At 50.2% G+C, this 25,864-nt stretch carries 26 protein-coding genes; 10 read left to right on the top strand and 16 right to left on the bottom strand.

The features are described from left to right. Positions 1-40 precede the first annotated feature (40 nt). The 3 genes from GYN01_RS10415 to GYN01_RS10405 all read right to left on the bottom strand — a co-directional run bounded on the left by GYN01_RS10415 (position 41) and on the right by GYN01_RS10405 (position 2,856). Complete coding sequence (locus GYN01_RS10415) at positions 41-922, bottom strand: LysR family transcriptional regulator (protein WP_238936223.1); 882 nt, start codon at positions 920-922, stop codon at positions 41-43. Positions 923-1,359: 437 nt separating this feature from the next. Then, positions 1,360-1,677, bottom strand: a complete 318-nt coding sequence (locus GYN01_RS10410; protein WP_203307000.1) for a hypothetical protein — start codon at positions 1,675-1,677, stop codon at positions 1,360-1,362. Positions 1,678-1,761: 84 nt separating this feature from the next. Next, positions 1,762-2,856 (bottom strand): hypothetical protein, encoded by a 1,095-nt coding sequence (locus tag GYN01_RS10405; protein WP_203306999.1) that lies wholly within the window; start codon positions 2,854-2,856, stop codon positions 1,762-1,764. Positions 2,857-3,357: 501 nt separating this feature from the next. Here GYN01_RS10405 and GYN01_RS10400 point away from each other — a divergent pair. Then, the gene (locus GYN01_RS10400) at positions 3,358-3,933 is read left to right on the top strand and encodes a hypothetical protein (protein WP_203306998.1); all 576 of its coding nucleotides are present in this window, start codon (positions 3,358-3,360) and stop codon (positions 3,931-3,933) included. Positions 3,934-4,273: 340 nt separating this feature from the next. On the opposite strand, the gene GYN01_RS10395 is transcribed toward GYN01_RS10400, so the two are convergent. The 5 genes from GYN01_RS10395 to GYN01_RS10375 all read right to left on the bottom strand — a co-directional run bounded on the left by GYN01_RS10395 (position 4,274) and on the right by GYN01_RS10375 (position 8,316). Further along, a complete protein-coding gene (locus GYN01_RS10395) occupies positions 4,274-4,993 on the bottom strand; it encodes an HNH endonuclease (protein WP_203306997.1) in 720 nt (239 codons plus the stop codon). Between the two features lie 92 nt (positions 4,994-5,085). Further along, the gene (locus tag GYN01_RS10390) at positions 5,086-5,574 is read right to left on the bottom strand and encodes a GNAT family N-acetyltransferase (protein WP_203306996.1); all 489 of its coding nucleotides are present in this window, start codon (positions 5,572-5,574) and stop codon (positions 5,086-5,088) included. A 173-nt stretch (positions 5,575-5,747) separates the two neighbouring features. After that, entirely contained in the window at positions 5,748-6,785 is a 1,038-nt protein-coding gene (locus GYN01_RS10385) for a thiamine-phosphate kinase (protein ID WP_203306995.1), read from the bottom strand. After that, positions 6,785-7,627, bottom strand: a complete 843-nt coding sequence (locus GYN01_RS10380) for a dCTP deaminase (protein ID WP_203306994.1) — start codon at positions 7,625-7,627, stop codon at positions 6,785-6,787. The genes GYN01_RS10385 and GYN01_RS10380 overlap by 1 nt, the downstream gene beginning before the upstream one ends. Further along, positions 7,624-8,316 (bottom strand): hypothetical protein, encoded by a 693-nt coding sequence (locus GYN01_RS10375; protein ID WP_203306993.1) that lies wholly within the window; start codon positions 8,314-8,316, stop codon positions 7,624-7,626. Before GYN01_RS10375 ends, GYN01_RS10380 begins: the two co-directional genes overlap by 4 nt. Positions 8,317-8,475: 159 nt before the next feature. On the opposite strand from GYN01_RS10375, the gene GYN01_RS10370 reads away from it, so the two are divergent. The 6 genes from GYN01_RS10370 (at position 8,476) to GYN01_RS10345 (ending at position 12,366) form a co-directional block, all read left to right on the top strand. Next, positions 8,476-8,808, top strand: coding sequence for a hypothetical protein (locus GYN01_RS10370; RefSeq protein WP_203306992.1), 333 nt, complete (start codon positions 8,476-8,478; stop codon positions 8,806-8,808). A 467-nt stretch (positions 8,809-9,275) separates the two neighbouring features. Beyond that, positions 9,276-9,554, top strand: a complete 279-nt coding sequence (locus GYN01_RS10365) for a hypothetical protein (protein ID WP_203306991.1) — start codon at positions 9,276-9,278, stop codon at positions 9,552-9,554. A 2-nt stretch (positions 9,555-9,556) separates the two neighbouring features. Further along, positions 9,557-9,898 carry a helix-turn-helix domain-containing protein gene (locus tag GYN01_RS10360; protein WP_203306990.1) on the top strand — a complete coding sequence of 114 codons (342 nt, stop codon included), beginning with the start codon at positions 9,557-9,559 and terminating at the stop codon, positions 9,896-9,898. Between the two features lie 23 nt (positions 9,899-9,921). Next, positions 9,922-10,941 carry an ImmA/IrrE family metallo-endopeptidase gene (locus GYN01_RS10355; protein WP_203306989.1) on the top strand — a complete coding sequence of 340 codons (1,020 nt, stop codon included), beginning with the start codon at positions 9,922-9,924 and terminating at the stop codon, positions 10,939-10,941. Then, complete coding sequence (locus tag GYN01_RS10350; protein WP_203306988.1) at positions 10,931-11,557, top strand: C1 family peptidase; 627 nt, start codon at positions 10,931-10,933, stop codon at positions 11,555-11,557. The genes GYN01_RS10355 and GYN01_RS10350 overlap by 11 nt, the downstream gene beginning before the upstream one ends. Next, a complete protein-coding gene (locus tag GYN01_RS10345; protein ID WP_203306987.1) occupies positions 11,557-12,366 on the top strand; it encodes a thymidylate synthase family protein in 810 nt (269 codons plus the stop codon). Before GYN01_RS10350 ends, GYN01_RS10345 begins: the two co-directional genes overlap by 1 nt. Here the strand turns inward: GYN01_RS10345 and GYN01_RS10340 are convergent. From GYN01_RS10340 to GYN01_RS10330, 3 genes are all read right to left on the bottom strand, one after another. Next, complete coding sequence (locus tag GYN01_RS10340; protein ID WP_238936188.1) at positions 12,363-12,812, bottom strand: uracil-DNA glycosylase; 450 nt, start codon at positions 12,810-12,812, stop codon at positions 12,363-12,365. The two genes, GYN01_RS10345 and GYN01_RS10340, sit on opposite strands and share 4 nt — an antisense overlap. Before the next feature lie 202 nt (positions 12,813-13,014). Next, positions 13,015-14,184, bottom strand: a complete 1,170-nt coding sequence (locus GYN01_RS10335) for a hypothetical protein (RefSeq protein WP_238936187.1) — start codon at positions 14,182-14,184, stop codon at positions 13,015-13,017. A 66-nt stretch (positions 14,185-14,250) separates the two neighbouring features. Beyond that, positions 14,251-14,547: a DUF4031 domain-containing protein gene (locus GYN01_RS10330; RefSeq protein ID WP_203306984.1), complete on the bottom strand. Its 297-nt coding sequence runs from the start codon at positions 14,545-14,547 to the stop codon at positions 14,251-14,253. A 36-nt stretch (positions 14,548-14,583) separates the two neighbouring features. Between GYN01_RS10330 and GYN01_RS10325 the strand changes: the two genes are divergently transcribed. The 3 genes from GYN01_RS10325 to GYN01_RS10315 all read left to right on the top strand — a co-directional run bounded on the left by GYN01_RS10325 (position 14,584) and on the right by GYN01_RS10315 (position 17,855). After that, complete coding sequence (locus tag GYN01_RS10325; RefSeq protein ID WP_203306983.1) at positions 14,584-14,925, top strand: helix-turn-helix domain-containing protein; 342 nt, start codon at positions 14,584-14,586, stop codon at positions 14,923-14,925. A gap of 651 nt (positions 14,926-15,576) precedes the next feature. After that, a complete protein-coding gene (locus GYN01_RS10320) occupies positions 15,577-17,430 on the top strand; it encodes a DEAD/DEAH box helicase (RefSeq protein ID WP_203306982.1) in 1,854 nt (617 codons plus the stop codon). After that, the gene (locus GYN01_RS10315; protein WP_203306981.1) at positions 17,427-17,855 is read left to right on the top strand and encodes a hypothetical protein; all 429 of its coding nucleotides are present in this window, start codon (positions 17,427-17,429) and stop codon (positions 17,853-17,855) included. The genes GYN01_RS10320 and GYN01_RS10315 overlap by 4 nt, the downstream gene beginning before the upstream one ends. Positions 17,856-18,056: 201 nt before the next feature. On the opposite strand, the gene GYN01_RS10310 is transcribed toward GYN01_RS10315, so the two are convergent. From GYN01_RS10310 to GYN01_RS10290, 5 genes are all read right to left on the bottom strand, one after another. Next, positions 18,057-18,320, bottom strand: a complete 264-nt coding sequence (locus GYN01_RS10310) for a hypothetical protein (RefSeq protein WP_238936186.1) — start codon at positions 18,318-18,320, stop codon at positions 18,057-18,059. Between the two features lie 1,267 nt (positions 18,321-19,587). Next, positions 19,588-21,090 (bottom strand): TnsD family Tn7-like transposition protein, encoded by a 1,503-nt coding sequence (locus GYN01_RS10305; RefSeq protein ID WP_203306980.1) that lies wholly within the window; start codon positions 21,088-21,090, stop codon positions 19,588-19,590. Positions 21,091-21,111: 21 nt separating this feature from the next. Beyond that, a complete protein-coding gene (locus GYN01_RS10300) occupies positions 21,112-22,557 on the bottom strand; it encodes an ATP-binding protein (protein ID WP_203306979.1) in 1,446 nt (481 codons plus the stop codon). Continuing rightward, positions 22,550-24,721: a Mu transposase C-terminal domain-containing protein gene (locus GYN01_RS10295; RefSeq protein WP_203306978.1), complete on the bottom strand. Its 2,172-nt coding sequence runs from the start codon at positions 24,719-24,721 to the stop codon at positions 22,550-22,552. The genes GYN01_RS10300 and GYN01_RS10295 overlap by 8 nt, the downstream gene beginning before the upstream one ends. Then, complete coding sequence (locus GYN01_RS10290; RefSeq protein ID WP_203306977.1) at positions 24,714-25,565, bottom strand: TnsA endonuclease N-terminal domain-containing protein; 852 nt, start codon at positions 25,563-25,565, stop codon at positions 24,714-24,716. Before GYN01_RS10290 ends, GYN01_RS10295 begins: the two co-directional genes overlap by 8 nt. Between the last annotated feature and the right edge of the window lie 299 nt (positions 25,566-25,864).

Raw genomic sequence — 25,864 nt, 5'->3', positions numbered from 1 at the left:
CTACAGTGGCGCGTACTTCAGCCGTCTCAAAAAACCGAATTCACCTTTTGATTTTTTGCACCAGCGCTTCTAACTGATGGAAATCGTTTTGGGTGTTTCTGTCTTTGCACCAGATCATGTCCAGGGTGAAGGTCGGAAAACCTGGCGGTGGCTTCAAGACTTTTATCTGATCCGGCACTTTCAACGTGCTTAATACGTGCGTGGGCACGGCGATCAACGCAGGCACCGAAAGCAAAATATTGACCCCGGCGTGATAGGAATTGGCGCGCGTCATGATTGTGCGACTGCGGCCCTGTTTACTAAGCCAGTCATCCACCATGTTTTTTTCAGACAACCACGGCGTCGGAAATACCTGTGGTGTCTCGCAGAATTCGTTGAGGTCCAAGGTGTTTTTGGCCTGGTGCTTGTGCACGCTGGACAGGCATACGAAAGAATCGTCCCCCAGGCTTTGGTAACTCAAGAGAGGGTGCAACTGATGATAACCAGGGCCGAAACCGAAGCAGACATCGGTGTCACCGGCTAACAACTGACTAATGGGCAGATCCTGACCCAAGCGGCTCACACTCAATGACCAATTGCGACCGGCTTCGCGGATATGCTGCAACAACGCAGGTAACATCAAGATTTCAAAATACTCGGGCGCCGTGATATTCCACTGACGCACGGAGGGTGCCTGCGAAACGCCTTCTTTCGCACATTGATTGATGCACTGCACCATGCTTTGCAAGTACGGCTTCATCGCCAATACGCGCGCTGTTGGCTGCATCGCCCCTTCTGTGTTTTCAAACAATGTGTCGTCAAAGCAATGGCGCAGCTTCTTCAAGCTGTAGCTGATACTCGACTGACTCACGTTCAATATTTCCGAAACCCGCTTTGCACTCCTGTTTTCAATCAGCAGCAAAACGATGGAAAGGTCCTGCATATCCAATTGTTTTAATGCGTTGCTATGAAACATGCCTTTTCCTTATGGCCGTTGCCCGCAGGCCAGTAACAATTCGACCCGCATGGGCGGGTCGAAAGGTTAACGTTGTGACGAATAAAAAAAGATTGTCACGACAACCCTTAACTTACGCGGCTTACGCAGCTACACAGGAAGCGGGGAAAGGAAAAAAGGTTGTCACAAAAGTAAGAATACACTCAAAAAAAGTGCTCACTGCAATGAATAAAGGCTGTCACAAGCAAAAATGGGGGTGGGAGTTCAAAGGCGAAGCCGGTGCCCTCTGAAGCTGCGGATCGTGTTGATGTGGTTCTGATCCTGCCTCCGCTGACCACGGGCGGATTAATGCTGAACCTGATGTCTCAGATGGGCCGAAGCTTGAATGATGAGCGAGAGCAGATGCCCTCGCTCAACATATCTTTTTAAGTATTGACGTCGTCAAAGTAAGACTGGGTCAGATAATGGGCTAGGCCTTGCTCTACGGGCTGTGGTTTGAGATCGGGCACAGGTGGGAGATCAGCCAAACCATGAGTAATTTCCGCACAGCTTCTACCACCAAACTGCTCATCGACGATTGCACGCGACCCCTCCTTCACCAGAATGGTAGCGACCTCGATGCTCTTCTCAACGCTTCCACCTGTAGTCAGGATTAAGCGCAGCGTAGTGCTCATCGCGTCTGCTGTGTTGTCAGTGAAGTGCTTGATGCCGTTCAACATGCCCTGGGAATTCTCGTTGCTCATGTCCGTCTCCAAATTAGAACGGTAATGACCGCAAGCTGACTTATTGCCGACGGTCTGAGTGGATCTGGGTTTAGGTCACAGCGATCAGCGCTGGCGACGATCCAGTTCTTCAGCAATTGCTCCCTCCAGTTGCCTGGTGGTCCTTGTGGATACAAGGTGCCGGCACCCTTCAATCGCGATACGAAGCGGATCGAACAACTCGAGTGACTCCGCGTAAGCAATTGCTTCGGCCAGTGCCCTATCGACCAGTCCGGTAGACATATGGCCCCCTGCGTTGCAGTTCTCCCCATGCATAGCATATCCAGCAAGCCAGTCGAGCGAATGCAGCTTATCGTCCGGGATAGACTCCTTCTCCCACGCAGCCCAGCGTCCTGCTTCGAAATCATCGTCGTCTAGTGTTTCGCCAGGGAAAACAAAGGGCTCTTTCGCACGCTCAGCATCGTTGCGTTCCTCGCGAAAAGGGAGGTCATCCAGCCGGCAAGTAGGAAAACGCCAACCACGGCGACCGCTAGGCTTTAGCCGCACGCTTCCACGAAATGACAGTTGACGGTTGTATCCGTAGTGCGAGGCCTCCTCGTCCGCCTTCATATCGAGGTCGTACATGGCCACCAGGGGAAAATTGATGGTTCGTCCAAGATGGTAGTTGCGAGGAAAGTCCTTGGGAGCCCTAAGGTCGTAGTCGAAATAGTCCGCAGGGTTTTCATCGCTGACAAACTTCCAGAAATGTTTACGTGTATGACGATCTTCATCGTCGATCGCGTCGATGATCCGGTTTTTCAGATCGACATGATTGGCGCGATCCCGGCTTCCACCGATCAACTGAGGGGCCCCTTGCAAGTCATCGAAAAAGTCCGCACGGAAACCGACGTCGGAATAATTGGTCGATGCCTGCACGAAGATACTGAGGAGCTCGTTGAGCGAACTCTCTGGGTACCCAAGCCCTTGGATCATGCATTGCTTGATCATCTGACTATCGGGGATGTAGTAACCCACACAGCGCTCTACACGTTTTTCAAGTGCAATGAGGAATGTGTGCTGGTTAGGATAGCCAAAACCAGCGCTGGCTAAAATTTCGGCATGCCGCGAACAGTACAGCTTGCTTCCGCTGATAGCGGTTTTTTTGGCGAACTGCTGTGCAATGTAGGAGACGAATAGGTCGTATCGCTTGCGTGTGCTCATAGATGAGTCCTTGGTATCGGTTGTAGTAGGTGGACTAAGAAAACTTGCTCGTGGGTTTACTTTTCCTAGTGCACCCACGGACCAATCCGCGGATGAACAGCGCTGTCAGTAGAAAGCTACCGACGAGAAGCGACGCATTTCAGGGTCTTGCTAGACAGGAGATACCCACTACTCGTGTCTGTTAGAACGCCGTTTAGGCAGTTCCCACGAGTAGTTAGCCATTACCACCACGTAGACGTCAAGGATGAAAAGGGCGCTCAGGTGGGCCTAGGAAGAAATGTGGCATGTGCCATGAGTGACTTGACGTCTAATTCTAGGCCGCTTAATCTTACGGGAGTGTCCCAATTGCCTGTGAGTGGGCTAAAGCGACATATTGAATCTGCTTCACCTTTATACAGCCCGCCTGCTTAGGTGTTTCCATACCAGGCTGACAGCACGTGTAATCACTCAACGCGTTCCATTGGAACAATCTGTCAGTCGCCTGTTATAGGAAGCGCTATGATGTCTGACTCAAAAAATCCTGACGTAATCGATCAAGCTGTTCATTTCCTCCGTGAGTATTATCACGGTCGCGATCTCGAAATTCGATCTGCCCATGCCCATGCTGCTGTGTCCCACTTTCTTGGCTACAACAGCAAAAAGGCCCTTCAGAGCGATCCTGACTTCGAACCTTTTGACGTCGACCTCATCAACTACCGCGAAGTCGGGACCGAAAAGCTTGCCGAGCACATTCCTCGTATGAAGGAGACACCCCTCCAGAGGTTGAGCATGCGTGATCTGGCCGCAGTGATCTACGCCGGATTGGCGCCGGCGTGCGAGTGCTGTGAACAAAAGTCCCTCTCAATCACCCCATTGGGGTATGAAGAACGTGAGCCTGATGGCTGGGTTTGCCAGACGTGTGCTGATGAGGACGAGTCGGCCTATGCGTACTGCAAATTCTGCAGCGATGACTATGTCTATCGGTCCTCAGAAATCAACCATCGCGGAGAGTGCGCAGAGCATGACGGCGAGTCGGTGTACGACGATGAAGAGCTGGAGGATATGGCGTCTCTGGCGGAGTATTTTCAGAATCATTGATCCCTGACCTTACCCCAGCATCAGAAGGGCCCCGCTTAGCTTCGGTTAGGCGGGGCTTTTTTGAAAACAACAATCATCGTTCATGGCGAAAGCTCAAAGAGCAGAATGTGAAATCGACGAGCTAAAGATCGGGCCTAAAACCCCTATATGGAGCGTCTCCGACTGCTCCTCAATCTGACCCGCCAGAAGTACATCCCGCTCGGCTGGAAAATGACGTAAAAGAAAACGAGCATCCCGGGTCAGTGAAATTTCGGTAGTCGGGTCAATTCAACATCAGCGGCAATACAAACCTAGTACAGATTAAGTGACTAGCATTCACTTTTATTTGCATTAACTGAGTTCAAAGCTCGGATACGATGTGAGGAGGGGCATGACAGCCGAATTCTATAACCAAGGAGCTCACCGCCTTTAACACCCGGAATCGAACTATTTGGAGATACGGCCACAAAATACTCATATCCGTGGACGAGAAATTCATAAGCTCTCTACAGGCACTTTGCATTTCTTGGATTAGCGTGCGTAGACGAGTGTCATCCTGAACATTCTTTAATTCGGCACTAAGCGATTTACGTAGCGCTTTTATAGATTCGATAACGAGCCGTGGATCCTCAATGTTTCTATCTCGAAAAAGGGCTCCACAATCAGCCGCGAGGTCGATAGCACTCTGAGCTGATCGCTGGTTTAAACTGTTTTTACGTATCAATGGAAGAGGGCTTTTGTGCATATTCAGAAGATCTGATATGAGCGTCTCGTGCTCTGCCTTCCACTTTTTTAATTCATGTAGCGGAAAGTCAGCGCCACCATTTTTGTCGATCATCGTATGACAGTTGGCACAAAGCCATATGCCATTCGAGATATCTTGAGCCATCGCTTGATTCAATTTGTTGTGGCGTGCGGAGTTTTCTTTCTCTCCCTCCATATGTGCGGCCTCTCCAATTTTATTGGCTAGGTGCTGATTAGACAATGTTGGCCCAACTGTAAGCGTATTACATTTAGGGTAATTACAGATGTAGGCTGAACTGTAAGCGAGCTTTTCGACAACTTTTGGTGGAAATGCCATTTCTACGTTCCGACAATAAGGCTGCAGATGAATTGGGCAATGTGAGATTTTTCTCAGGAGGTATCATGTTAAACATTTCAGGGTCAAATGTTTCAAGTAGTTTTCGTGAACAGCCGTAATTCGTAGTCGCCGTGCGTTGACTTATAAGCAGTTCCGGAAGTTTGAAACCCGAGTTCGGCTAATATACGATGCATCGCTAAGTTATCTGACCTAGAAGTGGCAAAAATACCAGCTCCAGCCACTGTCTTGATGACGTACTTCGCCAAGTGAAATGAATACTTATTTCCTCTCGCCGCAGGCGCAATAAAAACCCAACCCAACTCGTAAAGAAACGTTTGCTCTGACAATGAAAATCCAGAGTGATCAGCAATTTTATTACGATATCTGTCACTGGGATTCTTAACTGCCGCTATACCTACTAACCGGTTGTCGACCCGTAAAAACCCCAAAGCCTCTGCGGTCATTATACGATTAGGTAGCCCTTGGGTTGCCACCTCACCGCCTTGGACAACCAATTTGAGAAACTCTTCTCTCTCTCGATCTGAGCACTCTCGTGGGCTCTTGACGTCAACTTTAATCATCCTCACCTCATTTGAGCATTCGTTTCTGCTCACTTCCTGAGAGCAAGCTGCGTACAGGTGATCACTGCTTTACGTTGGCCAGGCTGATGCCGCCCTCACGCTAGAAAATCAATGTCCAAACTGATGCAGCATAAGTAGTCTAATCCAGAAACGAAACTTGCCGGGCTACGTAATCAACGCTTGCGCATCAGTTCCTCTGAATAAATACCGTCGTCCTCAGCACGCTGACGAAAATGTTCGTTGATAATGTCCGGCATTTCCAACTCGACTCCTGACAGATCAAGAATAAGCTTACGTCCAGTTTTATTAAAGCGACCAACCTCATGTAGCTCGAGCTCAGCACTAATACCCGCTCGAAATGCATCAATATTCGCCTCACGTACTACACACGCAATTGCCCAATCTCCAACGCCGAAGGCCAGCTGCCAAAGCGGCACGCTATAGCATATAGACGCTTGAACAGCTAACGGCTCCATAGGTAAAGCGGTTTCAGCGATGCAAATTCCCGCGCCATCTGCACAAAAAATATTGATGGCCTCAGTTAAACCATCGCTCAAATCACATGCAGCTACAACATCAAGTGTTTCCCTAAGATATGCGCCCTCACCTATACGAGCACTCGGATTGGTAAGCACATCGATCCATTCTTGTGGAATTCTTTCATCTGAGGCCGCCGCATCCATTAGTGCCACTGCACCGGCGAACCCACCGAGCCGTCCTGCTATAAAAAGGTAATCCCCTGGGCTCGCAGAGGCTCGTCCGTAGGCGGAACTTTTTTTAACTGTTCCCAATGCCGCACCGATCACTTGAGCTGCAGGCCCTTCCTTAGTGTCACCGCCCAAGAATACAATTTGATGGGCTGCACATGCTTCTTCGCAACCTTTGATAATGTCGCGAACATCATTCGCGTCGAAATTCCCTGGCACTACGATGGACAGCATTAAGGCACGAGGCTTGGCTCCTACCGCTAGCAAATCACTGACATTCGCCGTGACCGCAAGGCGTCCCCACGTCCGGTAATCCCCAAGACCGCGGCGTACCGAGACTGGAAACGGTGCACGATCAATCTTGAATGCCAAAAGCTCTTCTAGACCTATATCAATGATACTCGCATCATGCCCAAAGCCATTAACGAATTCTGGAGCCGTATGAAGAGTGGGAAGCAATGATTTCAAAAAGGCTTTTTCACCGATCTCGGACATTGTAACCATTACTGCCTCCTACTCTTGATACTTACTTGCGGAGCGACGAAATTTGGCTCGGCTGCAGGCTTAGGCGATTGCAGTGCAGCCAACTGCTGTTTCAGATCGACTATAGTAGTATTATTTTTCTCAAACTCAAGCTTGTAGTCAGCCAGCGTTTTATTCATATCTTTAATCTGATCGCGCTGCTCACCGAGCCGATCTAATAAACTACTGTAAGAGAAAAAACCAGGGACAGCCAACACAGCCACAACAAGCGCTGCAAATACTAGCATTTGCCCGCTTAGCCAAGTAAGTTTCTCTTGTACAGCTTTGGAGACATTAGCGATCTCTGTAAGGCTGCTTACAAGCGGCTTAGATAGCTGCGCTTCTAGGCTTCCTACTGACCTATGAACATGACTTCCAATCGCATCTGCTGTCAATTTTGTAAATTCGATAGTTGCGACCCGCTCTCCGCATTTCAAGTGATAAGAAGCTGATGAAAGATTATGAAGCATCACCACTACTTTACCATTATAAGTTGGATCAAATGGAGGTTGAGAGGTAAGTACCATTCCCGCGTAAATGTGGGTCATTCGCAGCGAAACCCTAGCGGTCACATTACTGGGCAAATGAATATTTTCTGCAGTAAGGATAAAGCATACCGCATGTGGCGGAATGGTAATTGACTGTGATGCCCGCAGCTTCTGTGTTTCAAATGTAAATGACGCATCACTTTGACCAATGTAATATTCATCTCCGACCGTAAGATCATAAGAGCTCAGACGAAGGTTATTTTTTTCATCAAATGGAAATATTAAGCCTGGACTCATATTCGAAAGAGATTTGATCTCCGCATCGTTGAGTATCATCGACGAATTATCCTTTCTTTAACACTACATAACGTGACACGCAATTCGCTCTCTGACATACCAATTGGTGCTGAGCAATCTCTGGCCGAAGCTTCTAAATCACTCTTCAAAACTAACGCTTCTGAATTGCGAGTGCTCCACGCAGACACTGTTAAGGTACCTTGTGTGACATTAGTTACGTTATGCAACTCAAAAGCTCGTTTAGTATAAATATCACCGGCGAACAAAACGCGGCTAGATACAAGTGAAACGTCTGTCAATCCGTCCGCCGCAGCTGCACTACAACCCATGGCAGCATCAAAGCTGTATCGGAAGCGGGCGTAATCTGCACCAGGTGTTAGCTCATAGGAGTTCTCAGACAATCGGCCCAGAATGACGCGCGAGGAGAAATCTGCACAGTGAGAATGGATATCTTCCTTTTCTACGGATTCCCTATCCCAGAGGTGCAAGCGGAGGCACACGCCAGTATCGTCTGCAAGCAGCACAATTTTGACGAACCCCAACTGGTGCCTATGTGACCGCTGTGCGGCTTCGATCAATAGAGAGTTATCGGCTAACAAGAAATCCAAATAGTGGAGCAAAGCGGAGTTGGACGCGTCGCGTACCACCTCCATGATGGTCGGCCATTGAGGTACCCCGCCGCGTAGGAGGGCTTTGCGACCATCCTCTGCTTGGATTAAGGTCTTCATTGTGGAGAAAATCCTTGAGTGGGGAACAAGGCTGCTGGTGACGAACTCATGCCAGCCTGATAATTTTACCGGCCTTGGTCAATGCTCGTTGCTTAACCGCAGCTATGGAAGTGAAAGATTAGTATTTTAAGCGAAACGACGGTATCAGGCCTTAGCTTCATGTCTTTCGGTGCAAGCGCTGCTTTGGCGACAGGCTTGCTGGTGTCCAAAGCCAGGACGTCCATGGGCGCGGGGTACTTGGTTGTGGCCCTTATGCCAATTATTCTTTCGGCCACAGCGGTGTTCATGTTGCCGGTTTTCAAGGATGCTAAATCATTAGGATTCTATCCGATTGGGTTACTGCTCGCATTGATGTGGCAGCAAGTAGGCCCGCTTTTGGTAGGAGTTACCGGCAGGCCAACGGTCGCTCAAACCCTGATCTACATGTACGGTTTCGTCGCTGCGCTCCTCTCGCTAGCAGCTACCGCAGGCGTGTTCTTGTTTGAGCCTTGACCTCAGCGCTTTATACCGCGACTGCGCCTGACGAACACGCAGGTCAACAGAGGAAATGGCTTACTGCACTTGGAACCCAGCGCGCGGCATCAAGCTCGTAAAATGTTGGTCGGTGTTTGAACCATAAAAGGTGAGGCACGCTGGTTACAGGGTCCGAAATCAAAACTCATCCTACGATCAAGGAACCGGTATGGCGATCTCTGTGTTGTCGCCAGCGAAGGTTTGGCCCAGTTGCCGAAATTTCACTGCCCCAGCCCCCTACCTTGTGAACCATTCACATGTGCTGGATTTTTGCTGATTGGTATTGGGTCAGTGTTATTTCGGCAAACTGGTTCAGTTTCGTATCAGCGGCAAAATCGAATGATGGCCAGACAGTATGACAATGGTCTGAGCGCATCAGAATTCCTTGTGATGGCACCATGCAATTGGTAATGTCGGCTTCTTGACTGAACTTTGGATCACATTTCATGGACAAGAAAGCCGCTCTTGAGCAGCTGTTGCAAAAATTCTGGGATGAGAACGTACTAGACAGTTCGGAGCTGCCGCTTGGAGTTGAAAATCTGTACACCCCACTGGATTCAGTAACCGCTATCGACGTCCTTTCGAAGATCAAGGAACTGTTCAAGGATGTGTTCGGAGACAAAAAAATCCCTGCAGAAGATGTGATCCAGAATGGCGGTTACCGCAGTAAAGACGAATTCGTCCAGAAAGTTGTCAAAGCGGTAGCAAAACACTTCGGAGCGTGAAAATGATCGCGTCAGGTCCTCAGGATGTCACAGCCAAAGCCGGCCGCCTGCTTCACGCCCGAGAGTACATTGGGCTAACTGTGCAAGACGTATCTGCCGTGCTTGGTATTCCTCCGGACATGTTGGATACATTCGAAAGTGGCCAAGCAGAACCGGACGAACCGCTGCTACGTCGGTTGGCACAGCTTTATCAGCGTTCCCTTGATTACCTCCTGCACGGAGGCGCACCACGCTCAACTGCCCCCGATCAACTGGCCTTCCTCGCGCGCGACAAGACAGGATTGTCTGCCGCCGACCTTGAGGAAGTTCAGCTCTTTGCAAACTTCTTAGACGGCCAGGCTTAACTCGCCCGTATTTAGGTCATGGAATGGCAAGAAACAACCTTTTCTTTAAAGTTGCCGAGCACGCTAGCGATGCGCTGCATTCATCTGGCGCCCTGAAGCGAGTGGATGACGACGGATATGTACGCATTGATCCGTTCCAGGTAGCTACCGCTGCCGGAGTTCCCGTGTTACTTCGCCGACTCGATAAGCTACTAGGCGCCTTTTTGAGACTTCCGCGCCCAGGTATTCTGATTAATTCCGACCGATCTGCTGGCCTGGTTCATATGACCTGCGCACATGAGCTCGGTCACTTCTTCCTAGGGCACTCCAGTTCTTCAGATATCGTGCCTGTAGGAGCGAACGCACAGCAGGTGGAAAAAGAGGCTGACGCCTTCGCATTCCAATTGCTCGCTCCAAAATCACTACTGCTCAAACTATTGCGCCGTAAGGATTGGACTCGGGAGCCATTGACCCCCCTCAAAATCTATCAGTTGTCGCTGAGGTTAGGGATCAGCTACGACGCAATGACTTGGACGCTGCAGCGGCTCAATTTAATTGATCCAATGACCGGTGAAGATATGCGCCGTACGAAGCCTGCAGAAATCAAAAAGGCGTTGCTCGGCACTCAGCTACCAGACAGCACGAAAGAAGTCTGGCTCATTGATCCACAAGACAAAAACCTCATTCTAGAACCGCGCCCCGAGGATCATTTGGTGGTGAGACTCAAGAGCCATGCAGGCTCTGGCTACCTTTGGCACATGGATTCTTCCGACCTTTCCGCCGAGGGCTTTAGCGTTGCCCCGCTGCAAACTTCTCCCATTGCAGCAGAGTTTGATCATTTGAACCGTTTTGGCGGTCCGCCGATGATGGACTATGAGATTACGGGCGCCAAATCGGCCAGCGACGCGCCGCTTTCCCTCCAGCTCAAAGAAACAAGGCCATTCGCCCCGACCGAGCCTGCGCATCAATCTTTCGAATCTCGTGCAAAGTTTGAGGAACTTTCTAACGGCCTTGTACGAGCCCAACGGATTGCAGGACTGAATCGGGTGACGCATGCTGAATGAGTTGATCCGACTGCCGGAAGCAGACATCACGGTCCGCCCGCAAGGCTTAAGACCTACCTGCCTAGCGTTTGCGTTATCTGACCTGAATTATCAGTTAGCGAACGATCACTTGAGCCCCGAGTACATTTATAGAGTCGCCGCGCTGTCTCTTCAGAACTGGCAGCCACATGACGGTATGACCTGGGATTCGGCCATAGCGGCAGCACAAGTCGGACAGCCATTGGAAGCCAGCTTCCCTTATCAGGCAGATGAACCGCCGTTACCTGTACCGGCCCTACCCCAACAACTACCTCTTCACGGCAACACTATCGGGCTACAGCAAAATCGATTCGACGAAATTGTGGTTCGATTAAAAAGAAATACACCCACCGGACTAGCCCTGCGACTGACCCACGAATTCTATGCTCCCCAAAATGGCATGGTTTCATTTAGTGATCAGGTACTCCCAGGAATGCTCCATGCGGTCGTTGTCGTCGGTTACGGGGCATCGAACAGCAAGCAATGGCTGCTCATTCGCAACAGTTGGGGAGCGCCATGGGGAGATGGCGCGGGCCGGGCCTGGATTTGTGAGTCTTACGTCTTGACTCATTCAATGTTCGCCTTCGGAGTTTCCTAATGGCAAAGCTTTTTCAGCGTCCTGGCTTCGTAGCCGCTTGGCTAGACGCAGCTCAATATTTAGCGGGTCGGCCATGCATGGAAGATCAGAATCTGATCCTTGAAATTTCTGATCCGCTGTCGATGACAGCAGAAGCAAAGGCAGTTCTAGGCAGTGTTGACCAAGCGTTAAGCCAGAATGTTCCGGGTCTGACGATCAGCACTGTTGCCGATACAATATTTCCCTTGGGAGTCTATCTGCGACACAAGCGTCCGGTATTTTATGAAAAGTTTATTTCGTTGATGGCGGAAGGAAAGGCTCAGGGCACTTGGGGCACTTATGCGCTACGCATGATGAAGCGTACCAGTGGGACCGGCAAGAAGGCGGTACACCTAAACCCACTCGAGATTCTAGTCCAAAAGCTGGTGAATACGCACGAGGGGAGAAAACTGAAGGCCCACTATGAGCTCGGTGTTCTGGACGTTATTGAAGACATACTGCCTTTTCATGAGGTAGGAATTGAGTTACCTATCTACGATCCAGTGAAAGATGCTAGAAAGCCGTCCGGCTATCCGTGCCTGAGCCATCTCTCGTTCAAATTGATCGATGAGAAGATTCATCTCACAGCGGTTTATCGTTCCCACTACTACGGCACCCGTGCATTAGGCAATCTGATGGGGTTGACCCATCTCCTTTGGTTTGTGGCAACCGAATCCAATTTTGGTATTGGAACCCTCACTTGCGTCTCCACCCATGCCAGACTGGAGCCTGGGAGCGTCGCTGCTGGAGTGAAAGATACTAAGGCATTCGTCAATTCTTTACAGATCTAAAAAAGCGATGCCTGAACATTCGAATGGTCGGGCTCCAACGCATAGATCCGGGCCATCCCAGCCCTGAAATCCTTGACGCCACCGTAGCTTGGATGTCGGATCGTCTCTACCGGGACACCAAAACGGACAGCATAGTGGCCAGCATCTTGACCGATGGCGACGATGCGCTTAATGCCCAACCATTGGATGAGAGAGTTGTTCAACTCATCCACTTGGGAAAGCTCACGCGCTGTAAACTTGCGGTTACTGAACGGATTCCCAGGTTCGTGTGGGTGAAACGGAAAAACGTTCCACAGCAAAGGCGGGATTTCGAGCGAGCGCAGGATTGACCAAATCTCTGCAGCGGTCCTTTCTGCAATTGCAGGTCCACGTGTCACTTGCTTCGAAACGCATCCCGGATAAAGCTTGGACATCTCAGGCAGATGATACTCATCTGTTAGCGCCAAACCTGTCCTCCTGCCCCCTCGATACCCTAAGTCACGCCCCATCCAGATTGTGTCGACCCCGATATTTTTCGCGGCAGCCAAATATGTTCGCAGATTGTTGCGTCGTGAGGCGGCGGCATTTGCCCGATCATACACTGGGCATAGATCTGCATACGGGTTGAACACGTTGTGAAGCGCGAAGCCAGATAAGGCTGCCACAAACTTACTCGGAGTCATCTTTTTCTACCAAGGGCATGAATTTAAGTGTGTGGGCGTTCATATCTACCTCAATAGTGCCGCATCGATGTTCTTGCAGCTGCCGAAAGACTGCAAAGCCTTCGATTATCGCCCGCTCCCACTGCCAGAGAGCACATTCAGCAACTTCATAGCCATGCACCATGCTGGCAATTTGCTTGAGGAGGCCATAGTCTAGGCTGCCTTCAGAGACATCCGCATAGTGGTTCCGATGCTTCGCGTGATTGAAAATCCAAGTAGCGATGCCTTCCTCAATGATGGCCGCGCGTGCCCCGTCCTCGTTTTCATCGATCTTTGGGATGGACTTACGCTTGCGCTTCATCAACCCTCGCAGCACTGGCGACCATCCCATGTGAGCAACGTAGGCGAGATGAAAAACGTCGTGAAAACGATAATCGTCCTGCTCATGACTGTTATCAGTAAGGCGATCACCGATATACACCCCTGACATCCTCTGGACGACATACTTGTAATCCCCTTGCTCCCTTTCAATGAAATCCATTTTGATGTTACGGGGAAACTGCTCGTGGAGGGGCATGCTGTCGTCGAAATGCTTCGGATATGTCCCATAATTCTTGGGCCAACGACTTGCCGTCTTTGAAATATTCGCCCAAGCCACCTCCTCCAACGAAAGTTTGAAACTGGCACCGCTCAGTGCGAGCCATGCCATGAGCTTTCCCAGGTACTCGGCGCGGCGCGGAATAGTGAGACTCTGCAATGCACCATATGTCATGTCCGCCAAGGCGCCTGCCGATTTCGCAAGCTCACCAAGATAAGTAGACCTCACGAGGCCGTCAGTCGTCATATGGACTTCGATCAAAGCATCTACATGCCTGAAGGTTATGATCGTGTCCGGAGCCACATTTTGGTCGTTGAAGTGTTCTCTGAGCACCCGCAGACACTGATGTCCAAGTTCATTGGGAGCAACCTCCAGCAAATGGGCCGTGATAAACAAGTACCACAAAGCGTCCCCCAACTCTTCTCCTGCCAGCTCGCAGACATTCTCATCAAGGCTGTCCCGCACGCTTTTCTTAACCGCTGAAAGCAAACCACCGATCTCACCAAAAAAGCCGTATCTAACGTATTCAAGGCCGCGATCGTCGTCCGCAAAGCGCAGAGATTCACGGGCCTTAAGCATGAAATTGGGTACCGAAAGTGGCTCTGGGCGCGGCGATAACATGGATGACTATCCGTTGTCAGTTGGCTAAAAAAGTGACATTTGCAGCGTAAGCTTTGGCGGTGACGCCAACAACTCAACCCTCATTTTTTTGCAGCAAGCCACGATAGTTTCACGATCAGCGTCCAATGCGCCCAGCCTGAGCGCCTTGGTGCGAACTGATATCGTCACGTCATAATGCGGGTATTTCTTGCACTGAAACCAGCTTCGACGCAGTCCGAGTAGATCGGCAAAAGCGTGAAGTTCGTCAAGCGTATCTGCTACAAGATGGCACCAGCGCTTACCCCGCCACTCGATCGCCTCAGCATCAACATACACCGTCATGGCAGCTAGTCTTGAATCAATAAATGTGCAAATATTATGCACATTATGACCCCAAAAATCAAGCAGCTACTCGATCCAAAAGCCCTCGGTGCCTCGATTAAATCGAAGCGAAAAGCGCTCGGCTATACACAACAACACGTTGCGAAATTAATTAGTATCCACCACAGCCAAGTGGTTCGAATTGAGCAGGGGAAGATCGCCACGATCAATAAAAGCGTGCAAAGCATATGCACATTACTGCACATTAACCTCGATCCCGCAGATTTGGATTCAACGTCCATCTCTGCTCGTGTTGAAAGATTAATCCGTGAAGCCCCTCAATCCACAGCTCTATTACGAAGCACAGTGGAGATTCTTGAGCAAATGCTGCTTCCCTAGCGCGAATGAGCTATGGCCTCACCGCAGTGTATTCTCGATACGCTGACGAGATAGGGCAATCCTCATACCCAGGTCTCACATCGGTTCCGAGAGCTTGAGGCTGAATCCCCTCCGATGATATGCATGACCACCCAAAATGACATCGAAACCGGGAGGCCCTTCCCAGCTCCGCGATAGGCCGGTCGACTTAAGTAAGGTCTCCGGCTCAATGCCTTTTTGACGAAATTAGCCGGCTGGATGGAGTCGCTCGAAGTTCCTGCGCTCCTCTGCCGTCAGGGATGAGACAAACTCACCCGTGTAGCACGATCGTTCTCAGTGAAGTTCAAGACGCTTGATTGGACTGGCACTCTGAATCGCCCCGGATTCTCTAGACATCTTGCAAGACCAATAACTCACTGGTCTGACGACAGCGTTTAATACAATTTTCGGAATTTCGGGGACCTAAGCGTGATATCACTGGGCTACAATCAGCCACAGCACACACGCTCAGCCATCATAAACATCTGGTGATGCCTAGCCCGAAATATGGATATTTCAATGCCCTCATCTGCTGCACTTCGAACACTCCTTACTCCGTCTTCCCCGTCGCCATGCACTTGCTCAGCCGGCGGGCACCTGGGCGCGCGCCGCCAATAGGAACCTCGACTGTCTATGAATTATTTCACCGAAACGGCAGCTAACATCCTTGGCAATAAAAAGCTGCGTAGCCCTCAGATTGAGGCCTATATCAAGGCCCAGGAGCATTTTGAAAACTCCAACGAGGATGCGCTGATAGTCCTGCCGACGGGAACGGGTAAAAGCGGGTTAATCTCGATCGTACCGTTTGGTCTGTCAAAGGGGCGCGTGTTGATCATCACACCGGGATTGGTCACGAAGCAGAGTATCCGAAAGACCCAGGAAGTTCTGGAGGACAACTTCTGGATCAATTTCGATGTGATTTTTAGCGCCGAGGATCTTCCGATCACATGCGAATTCAATTCTGACACCCATCCGTCCAGCCTTGAGCAGGCTCACTTCGTCTATTCAAACATCCAGCAGGTGTACAACGAGCGTGGCCAATCACTGACAAAGCGAGTGCCATCTGACTTCTTTGATCTCATCATTATCGATGAGGGGCATCATGGGCCGGCGGGTAGCTGGCAAAAGACCTTGGCCCATTTTTCCACGGCCAAGAAGATCTTCGTGACGGGCACACCGTACCGAGGCGACAACCAGGTAGTGCCAGGAAAACTGATCCATAAGACGCCTCTGTCTGAGGTGATGCGTGATCGGTACGTGAAGTGGCTGAGAAAAGAGACAGTCAATGCTCATGAACTCTACTTCACAGTCGCCGAGCAGCCAGGAGTCCGGCTCTCCAAAGAACAAGTCCTAGAATTCAAGGACCAAGAGTGGGTAGAGCGCAGCGTAGCACTATCCCCAGAATGCTCGATGGACGTTATAAACCTGAGCATTCTGAAATTGGATGAGCTCAGGAAAACCTCACCGGATGTGCCACATAAGATTCTCGCGGTCGGCTGCAGCATCACACACGCCGAGGACCTGCGCACTTGGTATCAATCCAAGAACTTGACTGCAGCTATCGTGCACAGCGACATGGAGCAGGCGAATATCGATGCGGCATTCCGCGTGATCGATAACCACCAGTGCGATGTCGTTATCTCCGTGAACATGTTGATGGAGGGCTACGACCATCGATACCTCACGATACTGGCCCTGTTCCGTCCCTACCGAAGCGAAAATGCCTTTGCGCAGATCGTGGGCCGAGTTCTGCGGGCTATTCCGGCCGAGGAGATCACTGCCTTCGAGATCGATAACAACGCCGTGGTGATTTATCACCAGGAAACCGGTTTGGACTCTATGTGGACCGCATTCCAAACGGAGGTTGATCGGGCCAAGCACCAGCGCACCCGCGAATACACAATCACAGACCAAGACTACACCCGAAAGGAACAGGGTCTGGGAGGTGTTTCTACCACCGAAGCGTTTGTGAGTGACCGTGACTCCTACCTTGGAGATTTGGACTTCAACAAGATCTTTTCCGAGAAAAGGGCCGAAGTCGAATCCATCGCTACACAGAAGATTCTGGCTCTTCCTGGAATTGAGGGCTACGACGCGGATGTTTTAGCGCAGCTCAAAAACGTCTTCCTTAGTGCCGAGACCAAAAAAGCGGCTCAGCTCATAGACCCCAATCTCGTGGAGAAACGGCCTGAAATCGCACGCAAGCAGCTGCGCGAGATTTTGACTAAGAAAGCTCAGGACGAGATCGCAACCTTACTCAGCGATCTGCAGATCGAAGAAAAAGCTTCTACCCTTTATCCGATATTCAAAAATCACCTGCCTGTGGCGAAACCCAGCATGCCCAACGACGGTATACTTGTGAGCTATATCAACACTAAGCTGGCGAAGAAATTCGGTAAGGTTGCAGAACGCGACAACAGCTCACTGACCAAGTCAATCGAGTACGTGGTGGTGGTCATCGATGAACTGAGGGGAATGCTGAAATGAGTCTCGAATCCATCAAAATGCTTGTTGATGAGCTCTCGACTCTCCACGTGACCCGTGGTGTTCAGCCCAGCGAACTGATCGACAATCTCTTCGAAGACGACTACGTCGAGTCCTCCGCACGAAAAAACTCGCAAGGAATTGTGTTCGAGCTGAACTTCCTAGAGCCGGATGATAACGGATTGCCGAGTAAGGTAGGCATGCGCTATACCTACGACTGGAATAGAAATCTTGTGCTTGTGGAGCAGAAGGTTGCGGCCAAACGGTTCAGTATTCAGTGGGATCGTACCTACGCTGTCCAAGAACGGCTTGGCAAGATTGAAGCGCTGCTCGGTGACGAACTGCCTCGGGAGAAAGTCGCCGCGATCCTATCCACCATCCCCAAAGACTACCTAGTACTCGCACCTCGCCTGCAGTTAGTAGCCTAACTCTAGTCATTTCCTTCACTGCGGCTGATGTTCTACCAGAAATAATCTTGCCGCAGTGAATCTGCTAGATGCGCCAATACATTTAGTACAGTGGCATCAGGTGTCATTGAAACTGCCTAGCGTTCCCAGCAAAAAAAGCCCACGACCATACAGAACATAGTTTGAAACAACAGCGAAAACCGCACGGGAACCACTTTTTCATCAATCCTCAAGATCATCTGCGTACATCTCCAAATGCTCTGGGCTGGTGAGAAAATGCGCTAAGAGCTTGTGCTGAGGGTATCTGTTCTCAAAGCGTTTGATGAGCGCATCAAAAATCTCACTCCCTGCAGGTGTACCACCTACCCTTCGGATCACGTAATCAGCGATGGCTAACCGAACCTCGATCTCTCTCGGATCCATCGAGCGCACTTCAGCTTCGTCCTCTAACTGATGATCTAAAGGTTTTAGATGTTTATCTTCCATGTCTATATACCTCTGAGCCCTGTGCAGATCATCACTTGTACACAAGGCGTGTGGGGGCTGAAACTGAAATATAACCAGCCTCAGTGAGAGAGTAGTGGCACTCTGTCTTACGGCCTAAAGATTGTCCAGTGTGATTAGCACCACCTACCAGCTTGTTAACGTTTCCCTGCGAGCATGAATTTTGTTGGTATGATTCTGGCCTAAAGCATGTAAAACGCTTCAGCGGAGCTTGGCTATAATTTCTTAGAAATTTATCCTAGAAACCGTCAATGAGACGCTTTATCCGACTTCCTTATCGACGAACTCGACCAAGTGCCCCCTGCAGGTAGCGGACGAGCTGCGTGTAGGTTTAGTGAAACCGAAAGTAAGTCTTGAATATCTTTCTCCCCTACGCGACTATTACCAACAAATTTCTATTGGTAGAGAAAGTGATCTACGCTCCATTCCCTGGCGAATTTATGGCATCAGCTTTACGTAGAGGGAAAGAGATCCAAGGGATAAAAAACTTCCGAAAAGATGATTTTCACATCCAGAAAATCAGACTAACAAATAGCAAGGGTAGTTGGAAGCTTGTGTTACCATCGATGTTCGTAGATGACAACATTGCCAAGCAAGTCTTAAATGAAAACACGCTTTATCCACTTTTTGCAGTTTTAGGTCGTAGCGTACACGATAGTACATACACTCCAACACGGGGATGGAAAATCTGCAGTAAGTGCGTGATCGAGGATATACAGAGTTTTGGTTCGCCGTACATACACGTATCGCACCTACCTCGCGCTGTAACAATTTGCTATAAACATGCAGTTAAACTACATGATAAGTGCCCATCTTGTGAAACTTCTATCCACGCGCATCAACTGGCGTCCCTTATCGACTGCAGCTTTTCGTTTCCTGAGCCTGATACGGCTATAGGAACACCAAATCACGACTTGGCAGTCTTCGCCCAAGAGCTCCTAAAGTTTCGGGGTTCGACTTATAATACTATATGCGTAAACCGTCATCTTACTGAAAAATATGTAAGCTTGACATATGGCAAAAATTTTAAACTTGGTTATTCATCATACCGAAGCGATGTTAGTAAATTTTTAGGAATGGCATTCAAAGACACAAACAGTGATTACCACTCTTTGGGTATGTCCTTAGCGCTGGCTTTTCTTATATTCAAAAACGCAGACTCATTCATCTCGTTTATTCAACGACCTATAAACAAACCAAATCCCCGCGAAGCGGTCATCAGCTCAGCTCCTCAGTGCTGATCAATAGCTCAAGGGCTTCCTGAGGTCAAACGTAGCTCCTTTGCAACAGAGAGAATGTCTAACACCTCCTCTTCCGTTACATGAGAAAGCCTAATTCCAGCAAATCGGTATACGACGCTTAATGCGCTTCGTTCAGGTAAAAGATACTGCCTCACCGCCCATCTGACTTTACGAACTTGATGGTCATGATCAGATTCGAGCATATCGCTCATCAACAGAGTGCTGATTGGGAATTTATCAGGCATCCTCAAAAAGTCTTGGGAATGGGCGACTCTTCTGTTCAGCGCGGCGCGGGTAACCTTTTGCGGTTTGCCCTGCGTAAATAGAATTTGGTCCCTGGCGATCAGCAAGTTTCGAGCAAGGGCTTCGTCTCTTGCCGCCCAATCGACCAAACCCGTCATTCGCCTAATAAACGGATGGGCAGATACATACTGGGTTAACCATTCCCTATCATGGCGGTATAGCCACTGGTAGCCAGGCTTTTCATGGCACTTCACATTCTTGCTGCTGGAGAACGCCTGCCGACGCGCTTCAATTTCACTCTCCTCTGCGGGGACACCAGTATTGCTGCCCTCAGTCGCTTCCCCACCGTAAATATCGGCTTGGGGAAGGAAGGATTTCAGATGCTCAAGGCCTGCTTCGAGGAGCCAGCAGAGAAAGTAGAATTTCAAGGGCTGTACGACCGTCCTACGTGGGCGCACGACACCCAACACCCATTCCCAGGAGCAATTTAGCTCCTGAAACTCGTTACCGCGAGGGCTACAGAGCAAACGAGGGGTCAAGAAACTCTTTAATGTCTGTAGCCTCACCCGGCCAGCCTTGAGGAAGCCCATCTCATCCAGACGATGCCAGAGGAAGTCTCCGACCAGTAGATTACGAACAGCCGCAGGGTGTTCGAGTCCCCAAAGTTGCATTTCACTTAATTCACCAGCTGCAGGCCTGCAAGGAACCTGCATCACTGGCGACCCTACCACTTCTGCCGGAAACAGCATGCAACGCCAGTCTGCTCCATTCGGAAACGTCGTCCCGCAGAGCACCTCTCCATGGAGGGGGCAGATGCAAGTACCCGTCGCCTGGTGAATACGATGCCAGTAGGCCGATCCGCAATGTTGAATGTCTTCCTCAACACATCTCTCGCAGTATCTGAAAGATGCGTGCTTGAGGAATCCTGAGGCTGTGATTCCTAGGCTCATCTTCAGGCCTGTGCCGTCGTCACCAGCCATGGCGATACGCGCAGCACGGCTCTTCGTGTCATTTAAGAATGGTTCGTACAGAGGCAAAAGGGTAAAACGGTCAATCAACTGCTCTACCGAATAAGCTGATGCCAACCGTTGCGACAGCGCGCCCAAGCAGCACGGCAAGATAGAGCCACAGGTTCTGGAATACACACCAAACAGCTCCTGGCTTGTCCGGCGATAGCTGTCGTTCGACAACAGCCTGTGATAACGGACCGCCAGGCTATAGAGAGACTCGTCAGGGAACGGTTGAGGAAATCCATGCAAGCGATCCATTAACCTAATCTCCCGGGTTCATCACCAGGCTGACTCCTTATCCACCCACCCCCTCTGTTCGAGCTGAGTTTGCACATCAACACCTTCGACAAAATGGGCAGTTGGTACTGGCTCGTTGGGAACCGGAACTACCGGTTTACTAGCAGGCTTTGTTGCTGCTTTTTCGCTGTGCATAACGGGTGCGATCGCGGCCTGGGTGATCAACGAGAGATACGATCTGTCTGCGCGACGCGCCAAATCGTAATTCATCATCTGAGCAATCTGGTCCTTCGTAGGCATCAAGTCCTCGAAGTCAGCAATCTGTAATGGATCCCCGCTTCGCAAAGCCTCAATAGGCTTGTGAAGGATCGCCATCTGATCGTCGTACACCTCCTGCAGAAGCGCCGGCGTGATCGAGTCGATGTTCTCCCAGATCGCGTGCCGTTGAGCTAGCTGAAGAAGCTTGACCAGGAAATCCGTGTCTCCTTGGGTGAGATCATAGATTTTGGCAACGAGCCTGCCCGTCAACGGAACCGAAGTTTTGGTCCAGTCGTATGACCAAAGCTGTGACACCAGATGCGCCCAATACGGGTCACCCTCGGGAAACCTATCAAAGGCGATAGGACCCATTCCTGCTGCACGCCGGGCATTTCGCACAACACCTGAAAACAGTGGAAGCATGGCATTCGTGCCGACGTAGACCAGCGGGATGCCGGCATCATTCGATAGCTGCACGAAAAAATTGAGCAGCTTTTCGCGATCTTTCCCGCCTCGGGATGAGCAAAGATGCTGCATCTCATCAATGATGAGAACCCCGATGAAGTAGGCCTTGCATAGCTGACTAATTCTTTGAAGCATGACGCTGATGCTGCGGCCAGTACCGGCTCTGCCTGAGTACTTCTCAATGCCCAATGCGTCATCCAACGACGAGAAGAATGCGGCGCAAAAACCGCCTAACGAGCCATCGTGCGGACAATCGATCTTGAGCCAGACCACCTGAGTCTCGATGAAGATCTGCCGCTTATACTTACTGTGACTGATTACTTGTGGATAAAGCTTGGCAATGGAGTTCAGCGCAGTCGTTTTACCCATGCCACTCAACCCTATCAGGGTCAAAGTTTCAGCGGTGGACATGAACCCATGCCCCTTGATTTCCGCAGAAGAAGGCAAGCGATGTCTAACGGTAGACGCATGCAATGGGTTGCGCCCGGTGTACCCATATCGAATCAACTGACTGAACAGATCCTCAAGTCTGAGGTGGATATGAAAAGGTACGACGACATCCTTCATCCTGTTGATGCCATGGCCACGTAGCTTAGGGTCCAAGGCTCGCTCCGTCTCATCAGGCCGAGGAGGCATGTGTCCGATGCGCCGGACTACATCAACGTCCGACAGAATCTTCGGAAGGCACTCAATCAGAGGATTACCGTCGTATTGAGGCATGCCAGTCAGGTTGTAATCTGCCCGCGCAAATCTGACCTTACTCATGGTTAGCCTCGTTGTCCGTATTGATCACCAATCTCAGGAAAGCCGCGCTCCTACCCGAGACGGTCATTACAGTGTCTGGCTTATGAGTTTCCACTGCAACCGGCGGCTTATCCACAAGGCGAATCTGATTTAGATCAGCTGTATGCAGGTCGCGCTCATTCTGGGCTTCTGCGGCACGTTTCGAGCGCTTGTCACGCTTGAATTCAGCGTGTGACTTCGGATCCCCTTGGCCTTTGCGTTTGGCCTGCGCCCGCTGAAGGATCTCCTCCTGGTGGTCCTGGAGGAGTGCTCCAGTGTTGGCATCCTCGTACCTGGCATCAGGAGCGACCTGGCTCAGAATCTTGATCATATCGAGGACCTCCTCCATACGAAGCCCGCCATACTTAGCTCGCTGCTGCGGTACGATGGTTAAAGGCTCGAAACCCGCCTCAGATTTCATCCAGCAGTTTTCGATAGAGTTTGGGTCGTAGAAAACCCTTACGTACCTCGTTTTAAAGTTGTGAGATCGCTCCAACCACTCCAAACGTATGGCGGTTTCACACGTGTACTGCACACCTTGGAAATTGATGCCACCTCGACTGATCCGACACTCCTGCGACGGCAGCAATGCGATCTTCAGCTCCGCCGGTGACACAATCTTCGAGTTCAGAAGATTGTTTGCCATAGACCACTTCCACATGGCTATAGGCGTAGGCTCAACTTCTGCGGCGATCATCTCCCGGTTCAGGAGATGAGGAACGCGGAGGCTTATGTTGTGAGCCAAAACACCGGCGATGACCATCTCAGTAAACTCATCGATGTCGAAGATTGCGTCGAGCTGATAGTCACGGTCACCTCGCTCCATCTTCCGAGCGTCTACGCCACCCGGGACGAACTTCAAATCCAGTTGTCCGTTTATCAGCCGGAATCGGCTTTCAATGATACTTTTCCAATCAGGCCGGAACGGTGGCAAAATCTTCAATGCCGTGCCAAGCATTTTCGTCATCGTCTCCCCAGCTTCACTGAGTAGTTCGGCGCGATCTGCGACAAGCTCGACAGGAAGATGAGAGCAAGGCCAGTCAGCCTCATCGATCTCAATGTTGTAGCGCTTGCAAAACTCTTTCTTGGGCGTGCAAGCATTATAAATGGCATGTCGAGCGCCATTCCAACTGGGCCCTTCAAGACCGACATGAATGCCTACAATCATTCTGGTGAACGTATCAACCACTACATACAATACTGGCCTGCCGATCAGCCACAATCGATTTACACGGTGCACTAGATAAACATCAGCAATCGTCGAGTCGATCTCGTAACGATGGCCTGCACCGATCAACCCTTGAGAGGCAGATCCAATTAACGCGCGGTGGTCTTTGTTATAGCGAATTGCACCGCCACTTTTCTTCAGCTTATAGAGTTCATCAAAGAAGTTTTTCCCATTATATTCAAACTGGTTTATAGACGGGTAGCTGCCGCGAACCAAATTTCCTTTCGAACCATCGGGCTTAACCGATCTGTAAAACTTATTGAGCATCCAATCATAAGCTTTCTTTAACTTACCGCACTTGCCACTGGCAAAGCGCCCATAGGCCAAGCGAATGTGCGTGATGTGCCGCGACTCGAGCAGAATGGCACCACCGTCATCCACAACTACACCCCGATATTTAAGCGGTCGACCAGGAACGATGCACGAGGCACGACTTTTTTTCTTCCCTGGGCCTCCGCACGCGCTGGTATTCCACAAAAAGGCATTACGTGTCTGCCCCATGCTCCAATACCGATAGAGCAGGCGATAAATTTGCTTCCGATCAACCCCCTCCATGATTGCATGATCAGCAACAAGTGCACCGAAGTTCGACGTCAAGATATCGAGGGGGCCATGGTCTTCCACCAAACCACGCACCCGCTCCCAGTTCCTATCTCGGCTGGCCTTTTCATTCTCACCGATCTCGTCATCACTTCGAAGCAAGTGCAGAGGTACCAGTTCTGGATTAATAACTGCCGCTCCGCTATTAATCTCTTCGATCAGCAAAGATATTACAACCCACCATGGTTTCCTCGGCATCAAGCCAAGTTCAATGACTAAGACAAGTTCATCCTTTATGCCTAAAACCCTGACCGGCTTATTCAGAAGCCCAGAGCCTTCACCTGGAGAAACGATACAGTTAACTCCAAGACTAAGCATGACGAAGCACCTCTATTTTTGGTGTACTGGAAGCGAATGACTCACTAACCCAAACTCGTAAAGGTTCAGATAAGCTTATCAACCTATCAGTAAGATCCGTCTCCAGTTTGCCCATCCAGAGAAGGTGATGAAAGAGGCGTTTAACATCCATATACTCGATAAAAACTACTCGTGAGGCTTTTTGAAGTAGTACCTTAAGTGGTAATTGTTCAGTATTACATCCCGCTATAACCTCGAGGAGGTTATTTATATTTTTATCAGTAGGCAAAGAAGGATGAATGTTCGCATAAGTTCTAAGAATTACGAGATTTGCTATCTTGATGCGAGAGAGACTTTCATGGAGAACCAGTTTCCACTCTACATTCCTCACGGCCCAGTACTTAGCTTCGATCTCGAGCTTTTCCGCCATGCGATTCTGTTCCCTTCGGTCGGCCTCCTCAAATTCCTTGCGGTATTTCACCGAGCGTGCAGCTAACCTCGCTTCGCCCGCCGAATCTATAAACGTTATGAGAAAGTCAGTGGTCATAACCACAGGGACCTGAGTACCTGGATACACAGGGTGATGGTAATTCAAGCTCGAAGCGATCGCCTGAGTTTCAGCCTGTGTTAGTAGTGGAAACTGCTCGCGGATGTCGATGATTGAGGGGTCATGCTCGAGGATCAGGTGAAAGTCGCGCTCCGCGTTGGATAGCAAATGATGGCTGCGACGAAATTTAACTCCAGGTACGAGATGTGATACTCCTCTCGACTTGATATCCCATATTTTGATCCAAGGCTCATAGGACTCTCTTACGCCAAATCCGCGACCCGATTTGATTTTCCTATCAATTTTCTTCTGGGTCATCAGTCTCGAGGAGACTGGTGCCGGCTGTGCAGCGGATATAGTTGTCATTTCACGAGTCGCTCATCGTTGAGTAACCCACTCGATCGGATCGGAACGGCACAGGGGGTTGTGGCGTGTGGAAATCACGAGCGGGTCCATCCAGGACAGCTGTCACTGTGGTGCAGAAGGGATTGTGCTCCTATATCAAAAGACCAGGCTCTGCCCCGACTAACGGCCGAGGCAGAGCTCTGTGACAACCTTTCCTAACTTGAGACTACCTTTATTCTTTTGTGACAACCTTTATTCTTGAAAAACAAACG

The sequence above is a fragment of the Pseudomonas weihenstephanensis genome (assembly GCF_016812185.1).
Classification (GTDB): Bacteria; Pseudomonadota; Gammaproteobacteria; order Pseudomonadales; family Pseudomonadaceae; genus Aquipseudomonas; species Aquipseudomonas weihenstephanensis.
Note: the sequence above shows the minus strand (reverse complement) of the source record. Positions and strands in the feature narration are given on the sequence as shown.

Bases quoted from the DNA above. Each gene is read 5' to 3' on its own strand.
- GYN01_RS10290 (WP_203306977.1), bottom strand. From the start codon at position 25,565: ATGACCCAGAAGAAAATTGATAGGAAAATCAAATCGGGTCGCGGATTT.
- GYN01_RS10315 (WP_203306981.1), top strand. From the start codon at position 17,427: ATGAGTCTCGAATCCATCAAAATGCTTGTTGATGAGCTCTCGACTCTC.
- GYN01_RS10335 (WP_238936187.1), bottom strand. From the start codon at position 14,184: ATGCTTAAGGCCCGTGAATCTCTGCGCTTTGCGGACGACGATCGCGGC.
- GYN01_RS10370 (WP_203306992.1), top strand. From the start codon at position 8,476: ATGTCTTTCGGTGCAAGCGCTGCTTTGGCGACAGGCTTGCTGGTGTCC.
- GYN01_RS10415 (WP_238936223.1), bottom strand. From the start codon at position 922: ATGCAGGACCTTTCCATCGTTTTGCTGCTGATTGAAAACAGGAGTGCA.
- GYN01_RS10360 (WP_203306990.1), top strand. From the start codon at position 9,557: ATGATCGCGTCAGGTCCTCAGGATGTCACAGCCAAAGCCGGCCGCCTG.
- GYN01_RS10395 (WP_203306997.1), bottom strand. From the start codon at position 4,993: ATGGCATTTCCACCAAAAGTTGTCGAAAAGCTCGCTTACAGTTCAGCC.
- GYN01_RS10350 (WP_203306988.1), top strand. From the start codon at position 10,931: ATGCTGAATGAGTTGATCCGACTGCCGGAAGCAGACATCACGGTCCGC.
- GYN01_RS10295 (WP_203306978.1), bottom strand. From the start codon at position 24,721: ATGCTTAGTCTTGGAGTTAACTGTATCGTTTCTCCAGGTGAAGGCTCT.
- GYN01_RS10330 (WP_203306984.1), bottom strand. From the start codon at position 14,547: ATGACGGTGTATGTTGATGCTGAGGCGATCGAGTGGCGGGGTAAGCGC.
- GYN01_RS10355 (WP_203306989.1), top strand. From the start codon at position 9,922: ATGGCAAGAAACAACCTTTTCTTTAAAGTTGCCGAGCACGCTAGCGAT.
- GYN01_RS10310 (WP_238936186.1), bottom strand. From the start codon at position 18,320: ATGGAAGATAAACATCTAAAACCTTTAGATCATCAGTTAGAGGACGAA.
- GYN01_RS10380 (WP_203306994.1), bottom strand. From the start codon at position 7,627: ATGATACTCAACGATGCGGAGATCAAATCTCTTTCGAATATGAGTCCA.
- GYN01_RS10325 (WP_203306983.1), top strand. From the start codon at position 14,584: ATGCACATTATGACCCCAAAAATCAAGCAGCTACTCGATCCAAAAGCC.
- GYN01_RS10400 (WP_203306998.1), top strand. From the start codon at position 3,358: ATGTCTGACTCAAAAAATCCTGACGTAATCGATCAAGCTGTTCATTTC.
- GYN01_RS10320 (WP_203306982.1), top strand. From the start codon at position 15,577: ATGAATTATTTCACCGAAACGGCAGCTAACATCCTTGGCAATAAAAAG.
- GYN01_RS10410 (WP_203307000.1), bottom strand. From the start codon at position 1,677: ATGAGCAACGAGAATTCCCAGGGCATGTTGAACGGCATCAAGCACTTC.
- GYN01_RS10390 (WP_203306996.1), bottom strand. From the start codon at position 5,574: ATGATTAAAGTTGACGTCAAGAGCCCACGAGAGTGCTCAGATCGAGAG.
- GYN01_RS10375 (WP_203306993.1), bottom strand. From the start codon at position 8,316: ATGAAGACCTTAATCCAAGCAGAGGATGGTCGCAAAGCCCTCCTACGC.
- GYN01_RS10365 (WP_203306991.1), top strand. From the start codon at position 9,276: ATGGACAAGAAAGCCGCTCTTGAGCAGCTGTTGCAAAAATTCTGGGAT.
- GYN01_RS10385 (WP_203306995.1), bottom strand. From the start codon at position 6,785: ATGGTTACAATGTCCGAGATCGGTGAAAAAGCCTTTTTGAAATCATTG.
- GYN01_RS10300 (WP_203306979.1), bottom strand. From the start codon at position 22,557: ATGAGTAAGGTCAGATTTGCGCGGGCAGATTACAACCTGACTGGCATG.
- GYN01_RS10405 (WP_203306999.1), bottom strand. From the start codon at position 2,856: ATGAGCACACGCAAGCGATACGACCTATTCGTCTCCTACATTGCACAG.
- GYN01_RS10305 (WP_203306980.1), bottom strand. From the start codon at position 21,090: ATGGATCGCTTGCATGGATTTCCTCAACCGTTCCCTGACGAGTCTCTC.
- GYN01_RS10345 (WP_203306987.1), top strand. From the start codon at position 11,557: ATGGCAAAGCTTTTTCAGCGTCCTGGCTTCGTAGCCGCTTGGCTAGAC.